At 72.7% G+C, this 17460-nt stretch carries 11 protein-coding genes, 1 tRNA gene and 1 pseudogene; 5 read left to right on the top strand and 8 right to left on the bottom strand.

The features are described from left to right. Nucleotides 1-10: 10 nt before the first annotated feature. Nucleotides 11-2458, bottom strand: a complete 2448-nt coding sequence (locus ACV7NM_RS04555; protein ID WP_463409028.1) for a helicase associated domain-containing protein — start codon at nucleotides 2456-2458, stop codon at nucleotides 11-13. 134 nt (nucleotides 2459-2592) lie between these two features. Beyond that, on the bottom strand, nucleotides 2593-4350 hold the full coding sequence (locus ACV7NM_RS04550; RefSeq protein ID WP_463409027.1) for a sigma-70 family RNA polymerase sigma factor: 1758 nt from the start codon (nucleotides 4348-4350) through the stop codon (nucleotides 2593-2595). A gap of 629 nt (nucleotides 4351-4979) precedes the next feature. Between ACV7NM_RS04550 and ACV7NM_RS04545 the strand changes: the two are divergent. The 4 genes and pseudogenes from ACV7NM_RS04545 to ACV7NM_RS04530 all read left to right on the top strand — a co-directional run. After that, nucleotides 4980-5093: pseudogene (locus ACV7NM_RS04545) on the top strand (aldolase); the annotation flags it as partial. Between the two features lie 76 nt (nucleotides 5094-5169). Continuing rightward, nucleotides 5170-5970, top strand: a complete 801-nt coding sequence (locus tag ACV7NM_RS04540) for a hypothetical protein (protein WP_463414155.1) — start codon at nucleotides 5170-5172, stop codon at nucleotides 5968-5970. 132 nt (nucleotides 5971-6102) lie between these two features. Next, nucleotides 6103-7182 (top strand): NAD(P)H-dependent amine dehydrogenase family protein, encoded by a 1080-nt coding sequence (locus ACV7NM_RS04535; protein WP_463409026.1) that lies wholly within the window; start codon nucleotides 6103-6105, stop codon nucleotides 7180-7182. Then, a complete protein-coding gene (locus tag ACV7NM_RS04530; protein WP_463409025.1) occupies nucleotides 7179-7658 on the top strand; it encodes a carboxymuconolactone decarboxylase family protein in 480 nt (159 codons plus the stop codon). Before ACV7NM_RS04535 ends, ACV7NM_RS04530 begins: the two co-directional genes overlap by 4 nt. Before the next feature lie 118 nt (nucleotides 7659-7776). Here the strand turns inward: ACV7NM_RS04530 and ACV7NM_RS04525 are convergent, their stop codons facing one another. Next, on the bottom strand, nucleotides 7777-9336 hold the full coding sequence (locus ACV7NM_RS04525) for a GMC oxidoreductase (RefSeq protein ID WP_463409024.1): 1560 nt from the start codon (nucleotides 9334-9336) through the stop codon (nucleotides 7777-7779). A 317-nt stretch (nucleotides 9337-9653) separates the two neighbouring features. Here ACV7NM_RS04525 and ACV7NM_RS04520 point away from each other — a divergent pair. Beyond that, a tRNA-Trp gene (locus ACV7NM_RS04520) sits at nucleotides 9654-9727 on the top strand. Between the two features lie 108 nt (nucleotides 9728-9835). Here ACV7NM_RS04520 and ACV7NM_RS04515 read toward each other — a convergent pair. The 5 genes from ACV7NM_RS04515 to ACV7NM_RS04495 all read right to left on the bottom strand — a co-directional run bounded on the left by ACV7NM_RS04515 (nucleotide 9836) and on the right by ACV7NM_RS04495 (nucleotide 17324). Continuing rightward, nucleotides 9836-11434 carry a N,N-dimethylformamidase beta subunit family domain-containing protein gene (locus tag ACV7NM_RS04515; protein ID WP_463409023.1) on the bottom strand — a complete coding sequence of 533 codons (1599 nt, stop codon included), beginning with the start codon at nucleotides 11432-11434 and terminating at the stop codon, nucleotides 9836-9838. 200 nt (nucleotides 11435-11634) lie between these two features. Then, nucleotides 11635-14088, bottom strand: coding sequence for a polysaccharide lyase 8 family protein (locus ACV7NM_RS04510; RefSeq protein ID WP_463409022.1), 2454 nt, complete (start codon nucleotides 14086-14088; stop codon nucleotides 11635-11637). 118 nt (nucleotides 14089-14206) lie between these two features. Further along, on the bottom strand, nucleotides 14207-15046 hold the full coding sequence (locus tag ACV7NM_RS04505; protein WP_463409021.1) for a sugar phosphate isomerase/epimerase family protein: 840 nt from the start codon (nucleotides 15044-15046) through the stop codon (nucleotides 14207-14209). Further along, complete coding sequence (locus tag ACV7NM_RS04500; protein WP_463409020.1) at nucleotides 15043-16203, bottom strand: dihydrodipicolinate synthase family protein; 1161 nt, start codon at nucleotides 16201-16203, stop codon at nucleotides 15043-15045. The genes ACV7NM_RS04505 and ACV7NM_RS04500 overlap by 4 nt, the downstream gene beginning before the upstream one ends. Next, nucleotides 16200-17324: a Gfo/Idh/MocA family protein gene (locus ACV7NM_RS04495; protein WP_463413826.1), complete on the bottom strand. Its 1125-nt coding sequence runs from the start codon at nucleotides 17322-17324 to the stop codon at nucleotides 16200-16202. Before ACV7NM_RS04495 ends, ACV7NM_RS04500 begins: the two co-directional genes overlap by 4 nt. Between the last annotated feature and the right edge of the window lie 136 nt (nucleotides 17325-17460).

Raw genomic sequence — 17460 nt, 5'->3', positions numbered from 1 at the left:
CCCGCCGCGTTCACGAGGACGACGACGACCACACCATGTCCAGGGCCGTGAGGTCCGCCACGCGCTCCGCGCCGAGGGAGGCGGCCCGCGCCCGCTGGTTGGCGATCCACGATCCCAACCGGACCGCCCGGCCGCCCACCCGCTCCACGTGCGTGCGCGGCACCCGCAAGTGCCGCTCGCGGCCGTGGAACTGGCGGGCGGCCTCCAGGTGCGCCGCCCACGCGGCGGCATGGCTCAGCCGTGGCCGGGGGCGCTCCGCCCCGCCGGCCGGCGTCACCCCCAGGGTGTGCTCCAGCAGCCAGCGCTGGGACCAGGACAGGCGGTCCCAGGACAACCGCTGGGCACGCACCCACCGCCCCAGGTCCTCGCCCTGCGCCCGCACCTCACCGGGACCGAGCGGCAGCCGCCCGCCCGCGTCCAGGTGGACGCGCGTCAGGTGGAAGGCCCGCTGCCAGGAGATGTCCCACGCCGGGCACCAGGACGCGTCGATCTCCTCCAGGGCCTCCCGCCGCTCCCACGACAGTGCCCCCGGCCCCTCCCGGCGGGCCGCCGCCCGGTTGTTCTTGACCCACACCCCGACCGGCACCCCGCGCCAGGTCGCGTCGACGGGTGGCAGCAGGTGCCCGTGCTCCGCCGCCCACCCCCGGGCCGCGGACAGGCCCTCCTCGAAGGCCACGTCGAAATGGCTCCACACCATGCCGATCCCGTCCAGTTGCCCGGTCCGATCCCGGCCCAGCCCGCCGCGCCGATGGGCGCGCCGCGCGTCCGCGATCCACTGCCCCAGCGGGAACCGGGCCGTCCCGGCGGGCCACCGCTCGTCGCCCGCCGGCACCCTGAACGCGAACGGCACCCTAAGGTCCCCGTACACGGCGGCGTACGTCCGTGCGGCCTCGACCCCGCGCCGCCACTGCTCGTGCTCCGGGTTCAACACCCGCAGACGGATGAACGCCGCCAGCAGCGCGGGGTCCCGGGGGGTGGAGAAGCTCAGCAGTGCCTCGGCGCCCGGCCGGTGCGCCTGCGAACCCGTCCTGCCGCCCGGCGCCTGTGGCTGGGCCAGGTCCTCGACGAGCCGGCTGTCGTGCGCCCGCAGCGCCTCCAAGAGCCGCGCGAGGTCCCCGTAGGCCCTGGACGTCAGCATCGAATCCGGTGTCTCGCCCGGTCCCAGCAGTACCGGTACCACCAGCGAGGCCACCTTCCCCTCGCCCGGCCGGACGCGCAGCGCCCGGCCCACCGCCTGGACCAGGTCCGGCATCGAACCCCGCAGGTCGGCCCAGAAGACGGAATCGCACTCCTTGGTGTCGACGCCCTCGCCCAGCACCCGGACGCTGCCGAGGAAGGCCTTGTCGGCGACCCGGCCGTCGGCGAACGCCTCCAGGACCCGCCGCCGGTGCGGGGCCGGGTGCTGCCCGCACAGCCAGTCCGCCCAGACCGTACGCGGATACTCCGGCAACGCGGTACGGCTCGCCTGCCGCAGCCGCGCGGCGACCGCGGGGAGTCCGGCCGCGAAGGCCTCCGCCTCCTTGGTCAGGTGGTGGAAGACCAGCGTCCGCCTGAACCCCTGGTCCGCCGCCGCCTTCACCAGCGCGGCCTGGAGCGCCGCCAGCCGGGCCCCGCGCACCGCGTCCGAACGCCCCTCGGGACCGAGCAGGACGGCCGACTGGAACGCCGGGTCGGACACGTCGACGCACACCACCCGGTACGGCGCGCAGATGCCCCGGTCGATGGCCTCGGACAGGGAGAGGGTGTGACAGCGCGATCCGAACGGGCCGTCCGCGTCGTCCTCCATCGAGGCGACGAGCTCCCCACGACCGCGGTCGGCCCGGCCGCCCGCGCCGCTCGGGGACCGCGCCCCTTCCCTGGGCAGGAGCTCACCGGATGGTTCGCCGTCCCGCCACACCCGGGGCGTGGCCGTCATGTACAACCGCCGCACGGACGGGATCCGGGCGTTGTCGTGCACCACCGCCCACGGCTTGCCGATCCGCCCCGACGTGCGGTGCGCCTCGTCGACCACGATCAGGTCCCAGCCGGGCAGCCCGGCCCGGTGGGCGTTCTCGATGGTGCCCAGCCCCAGGGACGCGTACGTGGCGAACACCGTCAGCCGCCGGACCGGCCCGGCGCCCCGACGCGCCAACTCGCCCGGGTCGGTGGTGGTGGGCACACCCGCGTCCTCGGACCGCAGCGAGCACACCGCCAGCGCCCGCCCGCCGCGGCCGCCCTCCCGCCAGGCCGCCGTCGTCTGCGCGAGCAGGTCGAGCGACGGGACCAGCACGAGGACCCGGGCCGCCCGCAGTTCCTCGGCGGAGCGCACGCCGACCAGGGACTTGCCCGAACCGGTGGCCATGATCACCTGGGTGCGCAGGCCCCGTTCGGGCACCCGGCCGGTCGCGGGCACCTCCAAGGCGCGCAGCACCGCGTCCACGGCCTCGCGCTGGTGCGGGCGCAGTTCCCTCTGTGTCACGTGCCTCACCCTGCCCGCTGCCCTGCCCTGCCCTGCCCTGCCGCTGATCCGCTGCTCCGGCTCCCATCTTGCCCGCAATCCGAGTCGGCGGGGGGAGGCGGGCGGCCGTGATCGCCGGCCCGGGAGCGCCGACGTCACATGCGGGCGCCGAAATTCTGCGTCCACCACGGGCCGCCGGGGCCCTGGTGGACGCCCACGCCGATGTCCTTGAAGGAGCAGTTGAGGATGTTCGCGCGGTGACCGGGGCTGTTCATCCACGAGTTCATCACCGAGTCCGGCGTCTGCTGGCCCTTCGCGATGTTCTCCCCGTAGGTCGACCAGCGGTACCCGGCGGCGGTCGTCCGCGTGCCCGGGTCGCCGCCGTCGGGGTCGGTGTGGTCGAAGTATCCCCGCCGTGCCATGTCGTCCGAGTGCCCCTGGGCGGCGTTGCGAAGTTGCGAGTCCTCCTTGAGCGGGCCGCACCCGGCGGCCGCCCGTTCCTTGTTCACCAGGGTTATCACCTGGGCCGCGGTGCCGCTCGGCGCGGCGGGCGCCGGCGCGGGGGCCGCCGTACGCGCCGGGGGCGGGTCGCTCTTGGTCCGCGATGGCGCCGCGGCGGGGCTCGAACTCGTCGAAGGGGACGGGGACGCGGACGCCGAGGGGGAAGCCGATGCGGACGGGGAACCCGAGGGGGAGGCGCCGGCGGTCGAGGGGGACGCTGCCCCCGCACCGGTGGCCGAGAGGGCGGCCAGCGGGGACGCGGGCGCCGCGCCGTCCGCCTCCTTGGAGCCCGAGCCGGGAAGAGTGCCGAGGTAGGCGAGCCCGCCCCCCGCGACACAGGCGGCGATCGCCGCGTAGGCGATGACCCGGCGGCGCTGCCGGCGCCGTCTGCGCTGCGCCCCGCGGCCGGCGGCCGGGTCGGTGCCCGCAACGCCGCCGCCCGTTTCTCCCGAGTCGCCCGACCTGCGGCGGGCCGCCCGGCCGGGGCCCGCCGCCACGGGCGCGAGCTGGGTCGCGGCGTCCGAGAACGCCGCCTCGGTGCCGGTGCCGGTGCCGGTGCCGAGCTTGGGGCCCGCCACAGCGCCCGGGACCGCGTACGCCGCGCCCGCCGGGGCGAGACCGGCGCCCGCGGCGGCCGACCGTACGCCCTCCAGCAGCGCCGCCCCGACCGGCACCAGCGCCAGCCCGGCCAGCAGCCCCTCGGCCGGAACCAGCCCGTTCCACAGACCGGAACACCGCACGCACTCACGGGCGTGCCGCGCCATGCGCTTGCGCCACAGCGCCGACGGCCGTCCGTCCCAGGTTCCCGTCAACGCCCGCAGCGCCTCGCAGGGCGGCTGCGCCTCCAGCGCGCGCTCCACCACCCGCGCCGCTTCCAACTGGGCCTTCATGCGCTGCACCCGGACCGCCGTGTGCTGCGGTGGGAGTTCCAGGGCCGCCGTGACCTCGGCCCGCGTCAGCTCCCCCGCACACTCCAGCCACCACAGCGACAGCAACGCCCGGTCGTCGGGCTCCAGCCACCGCGTGGCGCGGGCGGTCTCGCGGCGTTGGCCGGCCAGCTGGAGCCGGACGACCGTCAGGTCCGCGAAGTCGGCGCCCGGGTCGGCCACGTCCTCGGCCGCCTCCAGACCGGTCGCACCGGCGCTGCGGTCCTGCCAGTGGGCCCGTATCCGGTTCATGGTGATCGCCACCAGCCAGGACCGGAAGCTCTCGTCCGAGCGCAGACCGGACAGCCCGTCGAGCGCCCGCAGCATGGTGTCCTGCACCACGTCGTCCACGTCGCAGGACCCGTTCAGGGCCCGCCCGACGATGTTGTAAACGAGCGGGAGGCAGGCGCCGACGAGCTCGTCCTGCGCCCGGGGATCGCCCGCGCGGGCCGCTGCCACCAGAGCTGCCGTGTGCTGTGTACTCATATGAAGTTTCCCTGTCCGTGCCGGCGGTCGATGATGCCCAATAACTCGGAGACCGTCGAGAGGGGCCCGGATAACACTTATCCGGTAACTCTTATCCGGAAGTCGGACCGGCCGCGACCCCGGGCGGTCTTCCGGGGGACGCCGCGAGGGCCGGAGATCGGTGTTCGGACCCGCCCCGTTGACAGCGGGCCATCCCGGTGACGCTATGGTCTGGACCCGTGAAGGCCCCTGGAAACAGGCCGAGTTGGGCTGCGGGCAACGGGTAGGGGTCCGTTGTCCCGTCATCCGTGTGCGGCGCCGGCCGCCCAACGCCCGCAGTTGGTCCTGCCGGTCCTGATGTCGGTCCTGTGCCGCCGACGCCGCGGAGTCGGCCCGCCGGACCACCGCCCTCCTGGCCGCCGGGCCGTTGGAACTCACCAGAACGACCCTGACCGGCCCACCGCCGTTGCCCGTACCCTCCCGCTCGCCGTCGGTACCGTCACGACCGCCGCGCCGGCCGACCGGGCCCTCGCCGCCGGCGCCCACTTCCTGGCCTCTCCGTACCCGGCCTCCGAGGTACGCGCCGTCGTGGTCGAGCGCGGGGCGGTGTCATCGAGGGCGCCTTCACGCCCGGCGAGGTCGCCCCCGCCGTGCGGTACGGGAGCGGGGCGAAGGTCCTCCCGGCCCACGTCGGCGGGCCGGCCTTCATCCGCTCCCTCAAGGCAGTGCTCGCCGAGGCCGTCATTCTCCCGACCGGCGGCATCCGCCCGACACGGGCCCGGGACCGGCTCGCCGCCGGGGCAACCGCCGTCGGAATCGGCGACGGCCTGCCCGCCGACGTTGGGCGAACTGGCCGCTGCCTTCGCCGACCTGGTCCGGCCGTGCCTGAGCGTGCCCCTGCTGGACCGGGCCACCCGACTCGGCATCGACGTACCCCGCGTGCGCCGCTCCCCACGGCCCAACGGCGCCCACCTGCTGTGCGCCGACCCGGACGGCGACCGCGGGTTCGTCTACTGGCGCACCGGCACTGCCCGCCCCGCCCTCTCCCCGCGCCCCGCCGACTCCTGTCGGGAGTTGCTCACCACCTCCACGGTGTTCACCGCTAGCGGCATCACCGGCGCCCTCGCACCCGGCGCGCCCGCGCTGCCGTCCTCGCCGCCGCCGAAATCGTGCACGCCGCCGGCGGGCACCCTTCGTACGACCCCAACTTCGCCCCCGGCGACCGGCCGGGCAGCGGCCCGGGCACTGCCGGCGCACGCCGCCCCGCTGACGGGGCTGCTCAAGACCTCCTGTCCCGTTGACGCCGTGGCGCTGGTCGACACCGACGATCCCCGCATCGCGGCCGACCGCTACCGCGCGCTCGGGGCCCGAGCCGTCGCCGTGACCGCGGGCGCCGGCCGGCTGTTGCCGCACGACGGTCAGCGCGCCACCAGCCACCCGGTTCCCGTCAACCCCGCCGGTCGACGCGACCGGCGCCGGCGACTGCTTCACCGGCGCCACCACCACCCGCTCGCCTTGGGCGACCCGCTCGCGCGCGCGGTGGCCTACGGCGCGGCCGCCGCCTCCCTCTCCGTATCCCGCCGCGGCGGTACGGGCCGCGTCCCGAGGTTCGCCGAGACGGCGGCCCTGGCGGAACTCTGACCGGGCCGGCCGGGTCGGAGCGGTCGGCGTCGGCGTCGGCGGCCTCGGCGGGGCCCCGGGCCGGGCCGGGGCCGGGTCGAAACCTCCTTCACGGCACTGGGCACCTCCACGGCCCCTCGCTACCCTCCGCGCATGATTCCCACGGTGGTCTGGGGCACCGGCAACGTCGGCCGCGCGGCGATCCGCGCCGTCGACGCGCATCCGGAGCTCGAACTGACGGCAGTCATCGTCCACAACCCCGTCAAGGCCGGTCGTGACGCGGGTGAACTCGCCGGCCTTGGGCGCCTACTGGGCGTCGCGGCGAGCTCCGACAGCGAGGCGGTGCTCGCCGCCCGGCCGGCCGCCGTCGTGTACGCGGCCTCCGGTGACACCCGCCCCGACGACGCCCTCGCCGACATCACCCGGGCGATCACGGCCGGCGCCGTCGTCGTCAGCCCTGCCCTGTACCCCCTCTACGACCACCGAGGCGCACCGCCGGAGTTCCGTGATCCGGTGCTCGCCGCCGTCGCGGCGGGCGGGGGCTCGCTGTTCGCCTCCGGCGTCGACCCCGGCTGGGGCAACGACGTGCTGCCGCTGCTGATCAGCGGACTCGGCAGCACCGTGGACGTGATCCGCTGCCAGGAGATCTTCGACTACTCCACGTACGACCAGCCCGACTCCGTCCGCTACCTGGTCGGCATGGGCCAACCCATGGACTTCGAACCGATGATGCTCATGCCGTCCGTTCCTACCATGGTGTGGGGCGGCCAGATACGGATGATGGCCCGGGCCCTCGACGTCGAGCTTGAAGAGATCCGCGAGACGTCCGCCCGACGCGCGCTCGACGCGACGGTGACCACCCGCACGATGGGCGCGTTCGAGGCCGGCACCCAGGGCGCGATCCGGTTCGAGGTACAGGGCATCGTCGCGGGCGAGGCGCGCCTGGTCATCGAGCACGTCACCCGCATCCACCCCTCCTGCGCCCCCGACTGGCCCCAGCCGCCCGACGGGGCCGGCGCACACCGGGTGATCATCGAAGGCCGCCCGCGCATCGAGGTGACGATCGAGGCCACCGACGAGGGGGAGAACCGTTCCGCCGGTGGCAACGCCACCGCCGTCGGCCGGCTGGTGGGGGCGATCGACTGGCTCGTGGACGCGCCTCCCGGAATCTACGACGCGCTCGACGTCCCGCTGCGGCCCGCAGTCGGCAAACTCGGAAGGAAGCAGCCATGAGGATCGACGTCCCGGAAGGTCAGCACCCCATCGAGTACGTCTGGGGCGACCTGGTCCCCGGCATCGGTATGGCCGCGGCGAACTTCTCCCTGTCGGTCTACGCCCACACCACCCTGGGCCTGCGCGAGTTCGAGGCGGCCCGGCTGCGGATAGCGCAGATCAACGGGTGCGTCTTCTGCCTCGACTGGCGGACCGACCGGGACGGCGAGAAGGTCGAGGAGGAGTTCGCCGACGCCGTCACCGAGTGGCGCACCACCAAGGTCTTCGACGACCGCACCCGCCTGGCCGCCGAGTACGCGGAGCGCTACGCGCTGGACCACCACGGTCTCGACGAGGAGTTCTGGGAGCGGATGACGGCGCACTACAGTCAGGTCGAGATCGTGGAGCTGAGCATGAGCATCGGCTCCTGGCTCGCTTTCGGGCGGCTCAACCATGTCCTGGGTCTCGACGGCGTCTGCGTGCTGCCGGGGAGCTGACACGGTCCGGGGCCGGTCGGGCCGCCGCCCCGCGGGCGGAGTCCGGTCGGCCCCGGTTTCGGGTCGGCGCGCCGCTACGGGGCTCCCGCGGGGAGCCGCCGCAACGCGTTACGGGGTCCTACAGGTCGGTGGCGATGATCCGCTCGATGTTCCGTTCGGCGAGCGCCGTGATGGTGACGAACGGATTGACGCTGGTGTTGCCGGGGATCAGCGCTCCGTCGATCACGTACAGGCCGGGGTGGCCGTGCAAGCGCCCGTAGTTGTCGGTGGCCTTGTTCAGGACCGCGCCGCCGAGCGGGTGGTAGGTGAGGTGGTCGCCCCAGATCTTGTTGGTGCCGAAGAGGTCGCTCCGGTAGATGGTTCCCTCCTTCGCGTTGATCTTGTCGAAAATGGTCTTGGCCATGTCGATGGCGGGCTGCTTCCAGGCGGTCTGCCAGTTCAGCTCTACCTTGCCCGCCGCCGCGTTCCAGTTGAACTCGGCCCGGTTGGGGTTCTTCGTGATCGACAGGTAGAACGAGGCGTAGGTCTCGATGCCCGTCGGCAATGGCGCGACCTCGGCGAACGCACCGCCCGCCGCCCAGTTGTCGATGCCGCCGCACGGGATGGTCGCCTGGAGTTTGCCGGTCGGGTCCCAGAGGTGGTTCGCGCGGCCGCACATGACGTTGCCGTTGTCGCCCCAGCCCTTGCCGATCTCGTTGTTGAGTTGGGGGAGGGCGCCGGTGGCCTTCAGCTTGACCAGCAGTTTGCTGGTGCCGACGCTGCCGGCGGCGAAGAACACCCGGTCGGCGGTGACGGTCTTGGTGGTGACGGTGGCGCCGGTGGTGTCGAGTTGCTCGATGACGACGGTGTAGCCGCCTCCGGTCGTGGGGGTGACCGTGGTGACCTTGTGCAGGGGCGATATGGAGATCTTGCCGGTCGCCTTGGCGGCCGCGAGGTAGGTCTTCTGGAGAGACTTCTTGCCGTTGTTGTTGCCGTACAGGATCTCCCCGTCCAGCGCCGACTTGGTGGCCGTGCCGGCCGCCTCCCGCTTCATGTAGTCCCAGTCGTAGACGTCGGGTACGAAGACGAAGGGGAAGCCGGAGCGCTGTGCGTGTTTGCGGCCGACCCGGGCGAACTGGTAGCAGTCGACGGAGTCGAACCAGTTCGGGTCGATGAGGCCGACGCCGAGCCCGGCGTTCGCGCGCGGGTAGTAGACGTCGTACATCTCGTCGGCGTTCACGGACGGGAGTACGGCGCCGAAGTTCTCCCGCTTGGGGGTGACGGCCATCCCGCCGTTGACGAGGGAACCGCCCCCGACGCCGCGGCCCTGGTAGACGATGATGCCGCCCATCTCCTCGGCGTCCAGGATGCCCGCGTACGTGGGGATGTCCCGGTCGATGGGGAAGCCGAGGAAGTAGTTCAGCGGGGCCTTCGTCCGCGTGCGGAGCCAGTACGAGCGCTGGTCGGGGCTGAGGGTGTTGCAGAAGATCTTGCCGTCCGGGCCCGGGGTGTCCCAGGCCATGCCCATCTCGACCATGTGCACGTCGACACCCGCCTGTGCGAGGCGCAGCGCGGCGACGGAGCCGCCGTACCCGGTGCCGATGACGAGGGCCGGGACGTGAGTGCCGCTGTCGATGGGCGCGGACGAGGTGGTGGCGTTTCCCGCCAGGGCGGGGGTGGGGTTGACCGCCAGGGCCATGGCCCCAAGAATGGAACCGGTTCCAGCGATAAAGCCACGGCGCGATACGCCTCTGGACACCTTGCTGTGCAGGGATTTGTCACTCATGTGACGTTCCTCACTCTCGACGGAGTGGGAACAAGTTCTACTGTCGACGGCGTGGTAAGTCACTACACGTGGCGGGATATTTTCCGGCTGGTTCCGGCTGGTTCCGGAGGTTGCGCGGACCCGGTGCCCGCGGTCCCGGACGCGTGGGCCGTGGGCTGTCTCACGCAGCGGACACCCTGCGGATTTCGTTGGATCTTCGGGCCGTCCCGTGTCATGGTTGGTCTCGCCGAAGGGGTGTAGCTCAGCTGGCCAGAGCAACGGTCTCCAAAACCGTAGGTCGCAGGTTCGACTCCTGCCGCCCCTGCAAGAACGAACGCACGCCGGACGCCCGGCCGGGAACTTCTCCCGGCCGGGCGTCCGGCGTTTCTCCGTGTTCGCGGCTGTTCGCGGCCGGTCCCGAGGACCGGGTGGTTCACGAACGCCCGTACACCGCCTCTACGTTGTCCCGGGCGGGATGCGAACGCCCGGCCGGACCGGCCGCGAAGGCGCGCAGCAGGTTCTCCGTCACCCGCGTCGTCAGCGCGCCCGCGCGGGCGTCCAGGCCGTGGTTCGCCCCGCTGTGCCCGTCACCGGTGGCGTCGAGCGCCTCGACCCAGCGCATCGTCCCCGTGGCGAAGACCCCGGCGCCACTGGCGACCGTGTAGTACGCCGTGTCCTGGTGGCTGGGCCGGCCTTCGCACACGACGGGGGAGTGGGCGAGGATCTCGATCGGGCGGGGCGTCGGGAAACCGGTGTTGACCTTGTCGTACTCGACGCCGACCAGGTGCGGGAAACCGTCGCCCGCTTTCACCCCGGTGCCCTCGAACAGCCAGTGGGAGGGGTTGGTCACGACGTAGGGGGCGTCCACCGGGTAGCCGTCGTAGATCACTCCCAGCAGCGAGCTCTCCGGGTCGGCGGCCGGGGGAGAGCGGAAGTCCACGGTGGCCGGATGGCCGCGCCGGAAACCCGGGTCCTGCTCGTAGGAGGACTTGTAGCAGACCACCGTACGGTCCGGTCCCAGGTCGGACGCCTCCAGCCGGATCCGGCGGAAGCAGCAGTTGGCGCCGAGGACGGCGATGTTCGTCCCGGCGTCGCGCGCGGCGGTGAAGTGCGCCCGCTGCTCCGGCGACCAGTACTCGTCGTGCCCGAGCGACAACACCGCGGCGGCCCCCTCCAGCAGCCGCTTGTCGCGCGCGACATCGGTGGTCGTCGCGTAGGCGAGGGGGATGCCGAGCCGCTCGGCGAGTGCGATCAGGGGCGCCTCGTACACCAGGAAGAGACCCGCCCCGTCGTCGTACTCGTACGGCCGGTCGAAGGTCACGGCCAGCGAGCGGGTGGCGTACCCGCCGTTCGGGCCGTCGTAGCTGCCGTAACCGCCCCAGCGGTTGTAGGCCTGCCAGGTGGCCACCGCGTTCACGATGACGGTACGCCCGGTCGTGGCCGCCGAGCGGACGGTGAGCGGTACGAAGCGCCGGCCCTCGCCCCCCTGCGCGTCGAGCCGCAGGAGGTAGCAGCCCTCGGGCCAGTCCTTCGTGTCGACCGTGGCGGTGCGGGCCCAGGGGGCGCGGACCATCCGGGTCGTGGGGTCGACGGTGTGCTCGGGCTGCCGGACGCCCGTCAGGGCCTGCGAACGCCACACCAGCCGGGCCCGTGCGCCGCCGTACCAGCCCATGCGGTACGCGGAGACGGTGAAACGGGGCGCGGTGGTGGACACATGGAGGCCAAACGATTCTCCTTGCAGGACGCTGACCTTGTCGGCGAAGCCCTCGATCGCGCGGGCCGGTCCGGGGTTCGTCACGCGCCAGTCGGCGTTCCCCGGCCGCGCGTTCTCGGCCTTGACGTCGAACCCCCGCGCCGCGCTCGCCGAGGCGGACGCCGAGCCACTGGGGGCCGGCCCCTCGGGCGCGCCGCCACCACTTCCGCAGCCCGCCAGCGTCCCCAGCCCGGCGGTGGCCGCCCCCGTCGCGACGATCACCAGGAACCGTCGCCTCCCCGCACCCTCGGCCACACCGGCCGTCTGCTCCTGTTCCATGCGGGGAACGCTATGCCACCTGCCCCGAGCCCGCCGTGCCGGCCCGAGCCCGCCGTGCCGGCCCGAGCCCGCCGTGGCCCCGCGGCAGTCGTGCCGGCCCGCTACAGCGTCGGTGCCACCACCATCGGCCGATCCCACGTCCTCACCCGCATGGAAGCCGGCAGCCGAGCCGAGCGTCCGAGCCATCCCCCCACGGCGTGTCATCCCAAGCGGACCACCACCTCTTGGCCGGCTCCGGCCGCACCCGTGAGATCCGCGAAGGTGAGTCGCAGTCGGGCGCCCGTCTCCGCCGACAACACGCTCGGCGGCCGGGACAGCACCGAGGACACTGGCCGGTCCCACACCACGGTCAGCGCCGTCAGCGCCCTGGCCGGGTCCGCGACGGACAGGACGGCAGTGCCGTCGGATCTCTCCCGCACCGTCACCGAGCACGCGCCGCTCGCCTCCACCGCGCCGACCGTCCCCGACTGCCAGAAGTTGACCCCCGTGAAGCCCAAGGAGGCCACGGCCACGCCCTGGGCCGCTTCACTGTTGGCGAGCACCCGCAGCCAGCCCGCGGAGGCGGCCCGCGCGGCCGTCTGCGCCGCCGTGGCTCCCGGGAGCAGCTGATGGACGTACCCGGCGGCCACCGGATTCGTACCGTGGTCGTACCAGAGGGTGAGGTAGCGCCGCGTCAGCGCGGTGGTGGCGCTGCCCCGGTTGATGTCGCTCCACCGGCCGGTGCGCGCCTCCCGCAACGCCTTGAACGATCCCGATCCCGATATCACGTACCCACCGAATCCGGCCAGGTGCGCCCAACCGGGGGAGGGAAATGAGGCCGACCAGCCCAATGCGGCCGGCTGTACCGCGCCGCCGACCGTGAGGGCGTGCGTGCCGGCCGCGCCCAGGTTGCGGTTGTCGATGACCGACTCCACCGGCACCCCGTCCGTCGAGGCGATCCCCGCGCCCAGGCAGACGACCGTGTCCGCGAGGAAGAACCACGACTTCCGGGCCGTCAGCGTGCTGCCGAGACCCCGCAGATGCTGACCGATCGACGCGAACTCCCCGTCCGTCGAGCCGCCCACCCACACCGCGTCCGGCCGCGAGGCGCCCCAGTCGCCTCCCGCGCCATCGGCGAGCACCCGCCGCGAGACGGTGATACCCGGCAGACGGTAGGGGTCAACCGTGGGCCAGAAGGCGTCCGAGTACTGGCCGTTGCCGTAGGTCGCTCCCCACCAGGCGAGCATCCCGCTCCCGGTGTGCCATCCGCGCAGGTTCTCGCCGTTGCCCGTCTCGTAGTGAGCGATCCGCCGGGACGCCATGGAGAGCGAGGCGGCCCAACCCGGCCGCCGGTGCGTGGCCCGGTCCATCGACGCGAACAGTCGGTGAGCGACCGGCTCGGGCAGTGCGGACACCGTCGTATCGGCCTCCACCTCGGCCAGTCGGGCCAGGGCGGACAGCCCCATGCTGCGATCCGCCATGGGCGGGTTGTAGTAGGCCCGGGCCATCCACCCCTTGACCAGTCCCCGCCAACGGGCCCGCTCGGCGCTGCTCGCTCCCTCCGCCAGCAGCAGGATCGCGGCCAGCACCGCGTGACCCCGCCCGTGGTCGTCCTGCTGGACCTGCCGCGCGTCCAGCGCTGACACGCCGCGGCTGATCGCCCGGCCGGACACGGCGTCCATGATCAGCCCGTTGAAGAGGAACGGTGCCCAGGCCCGCTCGACGGCATCGAACACGATCCGCGCGCCCGGGTCGGTCACCTCCCAGGGGGTTTGCCGCAACAGGGCGAACATCGTGCCGAGTCCGCCGAGCAGCACCGCGCCGTAGGTCCCCGTATACGGGACCCAAGCGTGCTGGACGAAGGAACCGTCCCGGTAGAGACCGTCACCGGAGGAGACGTACGGGAAGACCGGCGCGAGGGCGTCCCGGGCCAGAGCGATCTTCGCCGCGTCGGCGCCGACCACCCCGCGCAGGGCCAGGACCCGGCAGAGGTCCACCCGGTTCGCTCCCGTACTCGTCCCGCTGTAGGAGGCGACGGCGGAGTCGGGCACGAAGTGGTCGACCGCGGCGCAGGAGTCGGCCAGTTGGGCGGGTGACAGGTCCGCTTGGAGCAGGACACACAGGTCGAGCAGCGCTTGCGGGGCTCCGATCTGCCAGCAGTACCAGTTCCCGTAAGGTGCTTGCCCCGCGTGGTAGACCTCCGTTCGCAGGTGGTCGAACCCGGTCAGCAGCGCCGTGCGCAGCGCGGCCTCGCCGGTGTGTCCGGTGCCGGGCCGGACGTAGGCCTCTGCCATCGTGCGCAGCCGGTAGTAGCTCTGCATCATCTTCTCGGGGTCCGCGGTGAACCCCAGATCGGGCCAGAGCGCTCCGGGCGCCGGAGCCATCGTGGCGCGCCAGTCCTCGGCCTGGTCGCCGAGTTCGCCGAGCCGAGACCGGAACGGTTCGCTCGCCGCGGGGAATGCGCCACCCAGGTAGAGCCCGCGCCAGACCGAGCGCATCGTTTCGTAGATGTCCGTGTCCGTGTCCGTGTCCGTGTCCGTGTCAACGTCCGAGTCCGCGTTTGCGTCCGTGTCCTTGGCCAGCCCGGCCCCGGCACGTGCCGGGGGGACGCCGAGCCACAACGCCCCTCCGCCCGCGGTGGAGAGGAAGGCGCGCCGACTCCATGGGTCCGTCATCGCATTCTCCTTTTCCGACACTCACCGTTTGGTCCGCCTGCTACGGCCCCTCGTCGTTCGTTCTACGCCGCTGGTCCTCACCGCACAGGTCGGCCCTGGCGGTGCCGTCGTCCCCACCTCATGCGACGTGCCGGCGATAGCGCTCGATCACCTCCCGCAGTACCTCCGATCCCTCGCGGGCCCAGAGCCCCGGATGGAAGATCTCCACTTCGATCGGCCCGCGATATCCCGCCTCGTCGCTCAGCTCGCGCAAGCCGCGGAGATCGATGCACCCGTCGCCGAGTTGGCCCCGCCCCGACAACACCCCTTCGGGGAGCGGGGTCACCCAGTCGGCCACCTGGACCGACACGATGCGGCCCCCCGCCCCCGCCCGGCGCAGTTCCGCCGGGAGCCGTTCGTCCCACCACAGGTGGTAGCTGTCCACCACCACTCCCACCCGCTCCGCGGGGAACCGTTCGGCCAGATCCAGCGCCTGGCCCAGCGTGGAGACCACGCAGCGGTCCGCGGCGAACATCGGATGGAGGGCTTCGATGCCCAACCGAACCCCGTGGGCGGCGGCCCACGGCGTCAACTCGCCAAGGACGTCGACGATCCGACCGCGCGCACCGACCAGGTCCCGGTCCCCGTCGGGCAGCCCGCCCGATACCAGGACCAGAACGTCCGCCCCGAGTTCGGCGGCCTCCTCGACGGCCCGCCGGTTGTCCTCCAGGGCCATGGTCCGCCCCACCGGGTCGGTGGCCGTGAAGAACCCTCCCCGGCAGAGCGAGCTGACGCGCAATCCCTCCCCGGCGATCAGCTTCGCGGTCTGCCTGACCCCGAACTTCTGCACCGGCTCCCGCCACAGGCCCACCGCCCCCACCCCGGCCTCCGTGCAGCCGCGTACCAGTTCGGGGAGCGACCACTGGCGGATCGTCTCGTGGTTGAGACTGAACCGCGCGGGAGCCGGCTCGCGGTTCACGACGTCACCCCGTACACCGCGAACAACTGCCTCATCCGGGCTTCGGCGAGCTCGGGATCGGGGAAGAGACCCAGCCGGTCGGCCAGTTCGTATGCCGTGGCCAGATGGGGGAGCGAGCGGGCCGACTGGAGCCCGCCCAGCATCGTGAAGTGCTCCTGGAATCCGGCCAGCCAGGCCAGAAGGACCACCCCCGTCTTGTAGTGGCGGGTCGGCGCGGAGAACAGGTGCCGCGCTAGGGTCACGGTGGGGTCCAGCAGCGTACGAAAGGCGCCCGGGTCGCCGCGGTCGAGTGCCCGCGCCGCGCGCGCCGCGACCGGTGCGATCGGATCGAAGATGCCCAACAGGGCGTCGCTCGCCAGCTCGCCGTCCCCACCGATCAGCTCCGGGTAGTGGTAGTCGTCGCCCGTGTAGCAGCGGACGCCGGCCGGCAGCCGGCGCCGGATGCCCACTTCCCGGTCCGCGTCCAGCAACGAGACCTTGAGCCCGTCCACTTTCCCGGGGTACTCGGCGATGATCTTCAAGATGACCTCGGTGGCCTGGTCCGGGTCGTCGTGGCCCCAATACCCGGCGAGTTCCGGATCGAACATCGGGCCCAGCCAGTGCAGTACGACGGGTCCGGCGCTCTGCCGGAGCAACTCCCCGTACACCTCGAGGTAGTCCTCCGGGCCCCGGGCAGCCCTCGCGAGCGCCCGGGACGCCATCAGTACGACGGGCGTCCCGCAGGCCTCGCCGTGCGCGAGCTGCTCCTCGTACGCCGCGGTGATCTCGATGATCGAGTGGGTCCCGCCTGGTGGCAGCTGGTCGGTCCCGACGCCGCAGACGATCCGGCCTCCCGCCGCGCGCGCCTCGGCCGCCGAGCGGCGGATGAGCTCGGCCGCGCCCGGCCAGTCCAGGCCCATCCCGCGCTGCGCCGTGTCCATGGCCTCCGCGACCCCGAGCCCCTGCGCCCACAGTCGGTGCCGGAAGGCCAACGTGGCCTCCCAGTCCACCTCGTATCCCGCCTCGGCGGAGGCGGCGCGTGGCTCGGCGACGACGTGCGCCGCCGCGTAGAACGTCCGACTGCGGGCGGGCCCGCAGGTCAAGGGCGGGAGTGGGTCAGGGTTCGGCCGGTACGCGCGGTACCCGCCTTCCGGTGTGGGCAGGAGGATGGCGTTCACAGGACCACCTCCGGCACCTGCAGCCGACGGCCCTGCGCCGAGGACCGCAGCCCGAGCTCGGCCAGCTGCACCCCGCGCGCCCCGGCCAGGAGGTCCCACTGCCAGTGCTCGCCCCGGACGACGTGGCGCAGGAACAGTTCCCACTGGGTCTTGAATCCGTTGTCCGCCGGGGTGTTGTCGGGTACCTCCTGCCACTGGGCGCGGAAGGACTCCGTCTGGGGAAGATCCGGATTCCACACGGGTTTGGGAGTCCCCGCCCGATGCTGGATCCGGCAGTCGCGCAGACCCGCCACAGCGGAGCCGTGCGTCCCGTCCACCTGGAACTCCAGCAGTTCGTCGCGATGGACGCGGACGGCCCAGGAGGAGTTGATCTGCGCGACCGCGCCGCCCTCCAGTTCGAAGACGCCGTAGACCGCGTCGTCCGCGGTGGCCTCGTACGGTTTGCCCTCCTCGTCCCAACGGCGGCCGATGTGGGTGCGGGTGAGGGCCTGCACCGAGCGCACCCGGCCGAAGAGCTCGTGCAGCAGGTACTCCCAGTGCGGGAACATGTCGGCGGTGATGCCGCCGCCCTCTTGCGCGCGGTAGTTCCAGGAGGGCCGCTGGGCCTGCTGCCAGTCCCCTTCGAACACCCAGTAGCCGAACTCCCCCCGCACCGAGAGGATCTCCCCGAAGAAACCGCCCTCGATCAGCCGCCTCAGCTTCAGCAGCCCCGGCAGGAACAGCTTGTCCTGCACCACGCCGTGTCTGACTCCGGCCGCCTCCGCCAGCCGCGCCAGCTCCAGGGAGGCAGCGAAGGAGAGGGCGGTCGGCTTTTCGCAGTAGACGTGCTTGCCCGCCGAGAGGGCCTGACGGACGGCCGCCTCACGGGCCCCGGTCACCTGCGCGTCGAAGTAGACCTCCACATCCGGATCGGCCAGCACCTCCGTCAGATCGGTGCTGATGTGTTCGAGGCCGTGCCGGTCGGCGATCGCCCTCAGTGCTGCCTCCCTTCGCCCGACCAGGAGCGGCTCGGGCCAGAGCACGGTGCCGTCCCCGAGGTCGAGTCCTCCCTGCTCGCGCAGCGCGAGGACGGAGCGCACCAGGTGCTGGCGGTATCCCATCCGACCGGTCACGCCGTTCATCGCGATCTTGATCGTTCGTGTCGACCGGTGTGACTTGTCGACTGTCTTGTCTTCCACGGGTCCCCTCCTGTGTGTCACGCCCAATGGGTTGGAAAGCTGCAAGGGAAAGCGCCTGGAGAACGACGGAAAGCGCTTT

The sequence above is a fragment of the Streptomyces sp. Tek67B01 genome, from assembly GCF_055231995.1.
This window is presented reverse-complemented; position numbering and strand designations above follow the sequence as displayed.

Bases quoted from the DNA above. Each gene is read 5' to 3' on its own strand.
- ACV7NM_RS04550 (WP_463409027.1), bottom strand. From the start codon at position 4,350: ATGAGTACACAGCACACGGCAGCTCTGGTGGCAGCGGCCCGCGCGGGC.
- ACV7NM_RS04535 (WP_463409026.1), top strand. From the start codon at position 6,103: ATGATTCCCACGGTGGTCTGGGGCACCGGCAACGTCGGCCGCGCGGCG.
- ACV7NM_RS04530 (WP_463409025.1), top strand. From the start codon at position 7,179: ATGAGGATCGACGTCCCGGAAGGTCAGCACCCCATCGAGTACGTCTGG.
- ACV7NM_RS04525 (WP_463409024.1), bottom strand. From the start codon at position 9,336: ATGGCCCTGGCGGTCAACCCCACCCCCGCCCTGGCGGGAAACGCCACC.
- ACV7NM_RS04515 (WP_463409023.1), bottom strand. From the start codon at position 11,434: ATGGAACAGGAGCAGACGGCCGGTGTGGCCGAGGGTGCGGGGAGGCGA.
- ACV7NM_RS04510 (WP_463409022.1), bottom strand. From the start codon at position 14,088: ATGACGGACCCATGGAGTCGGCGCGCCTTCCTCTCCACCGCGGGCGGA.
- ACV7NM_RS04495 (WP_463413826.1), bottom strand. From the start codon at position 17,324: ATGAACGGCGTGACCGGTCGGATGGGATACCGCCAGCACCTGGTGCGC.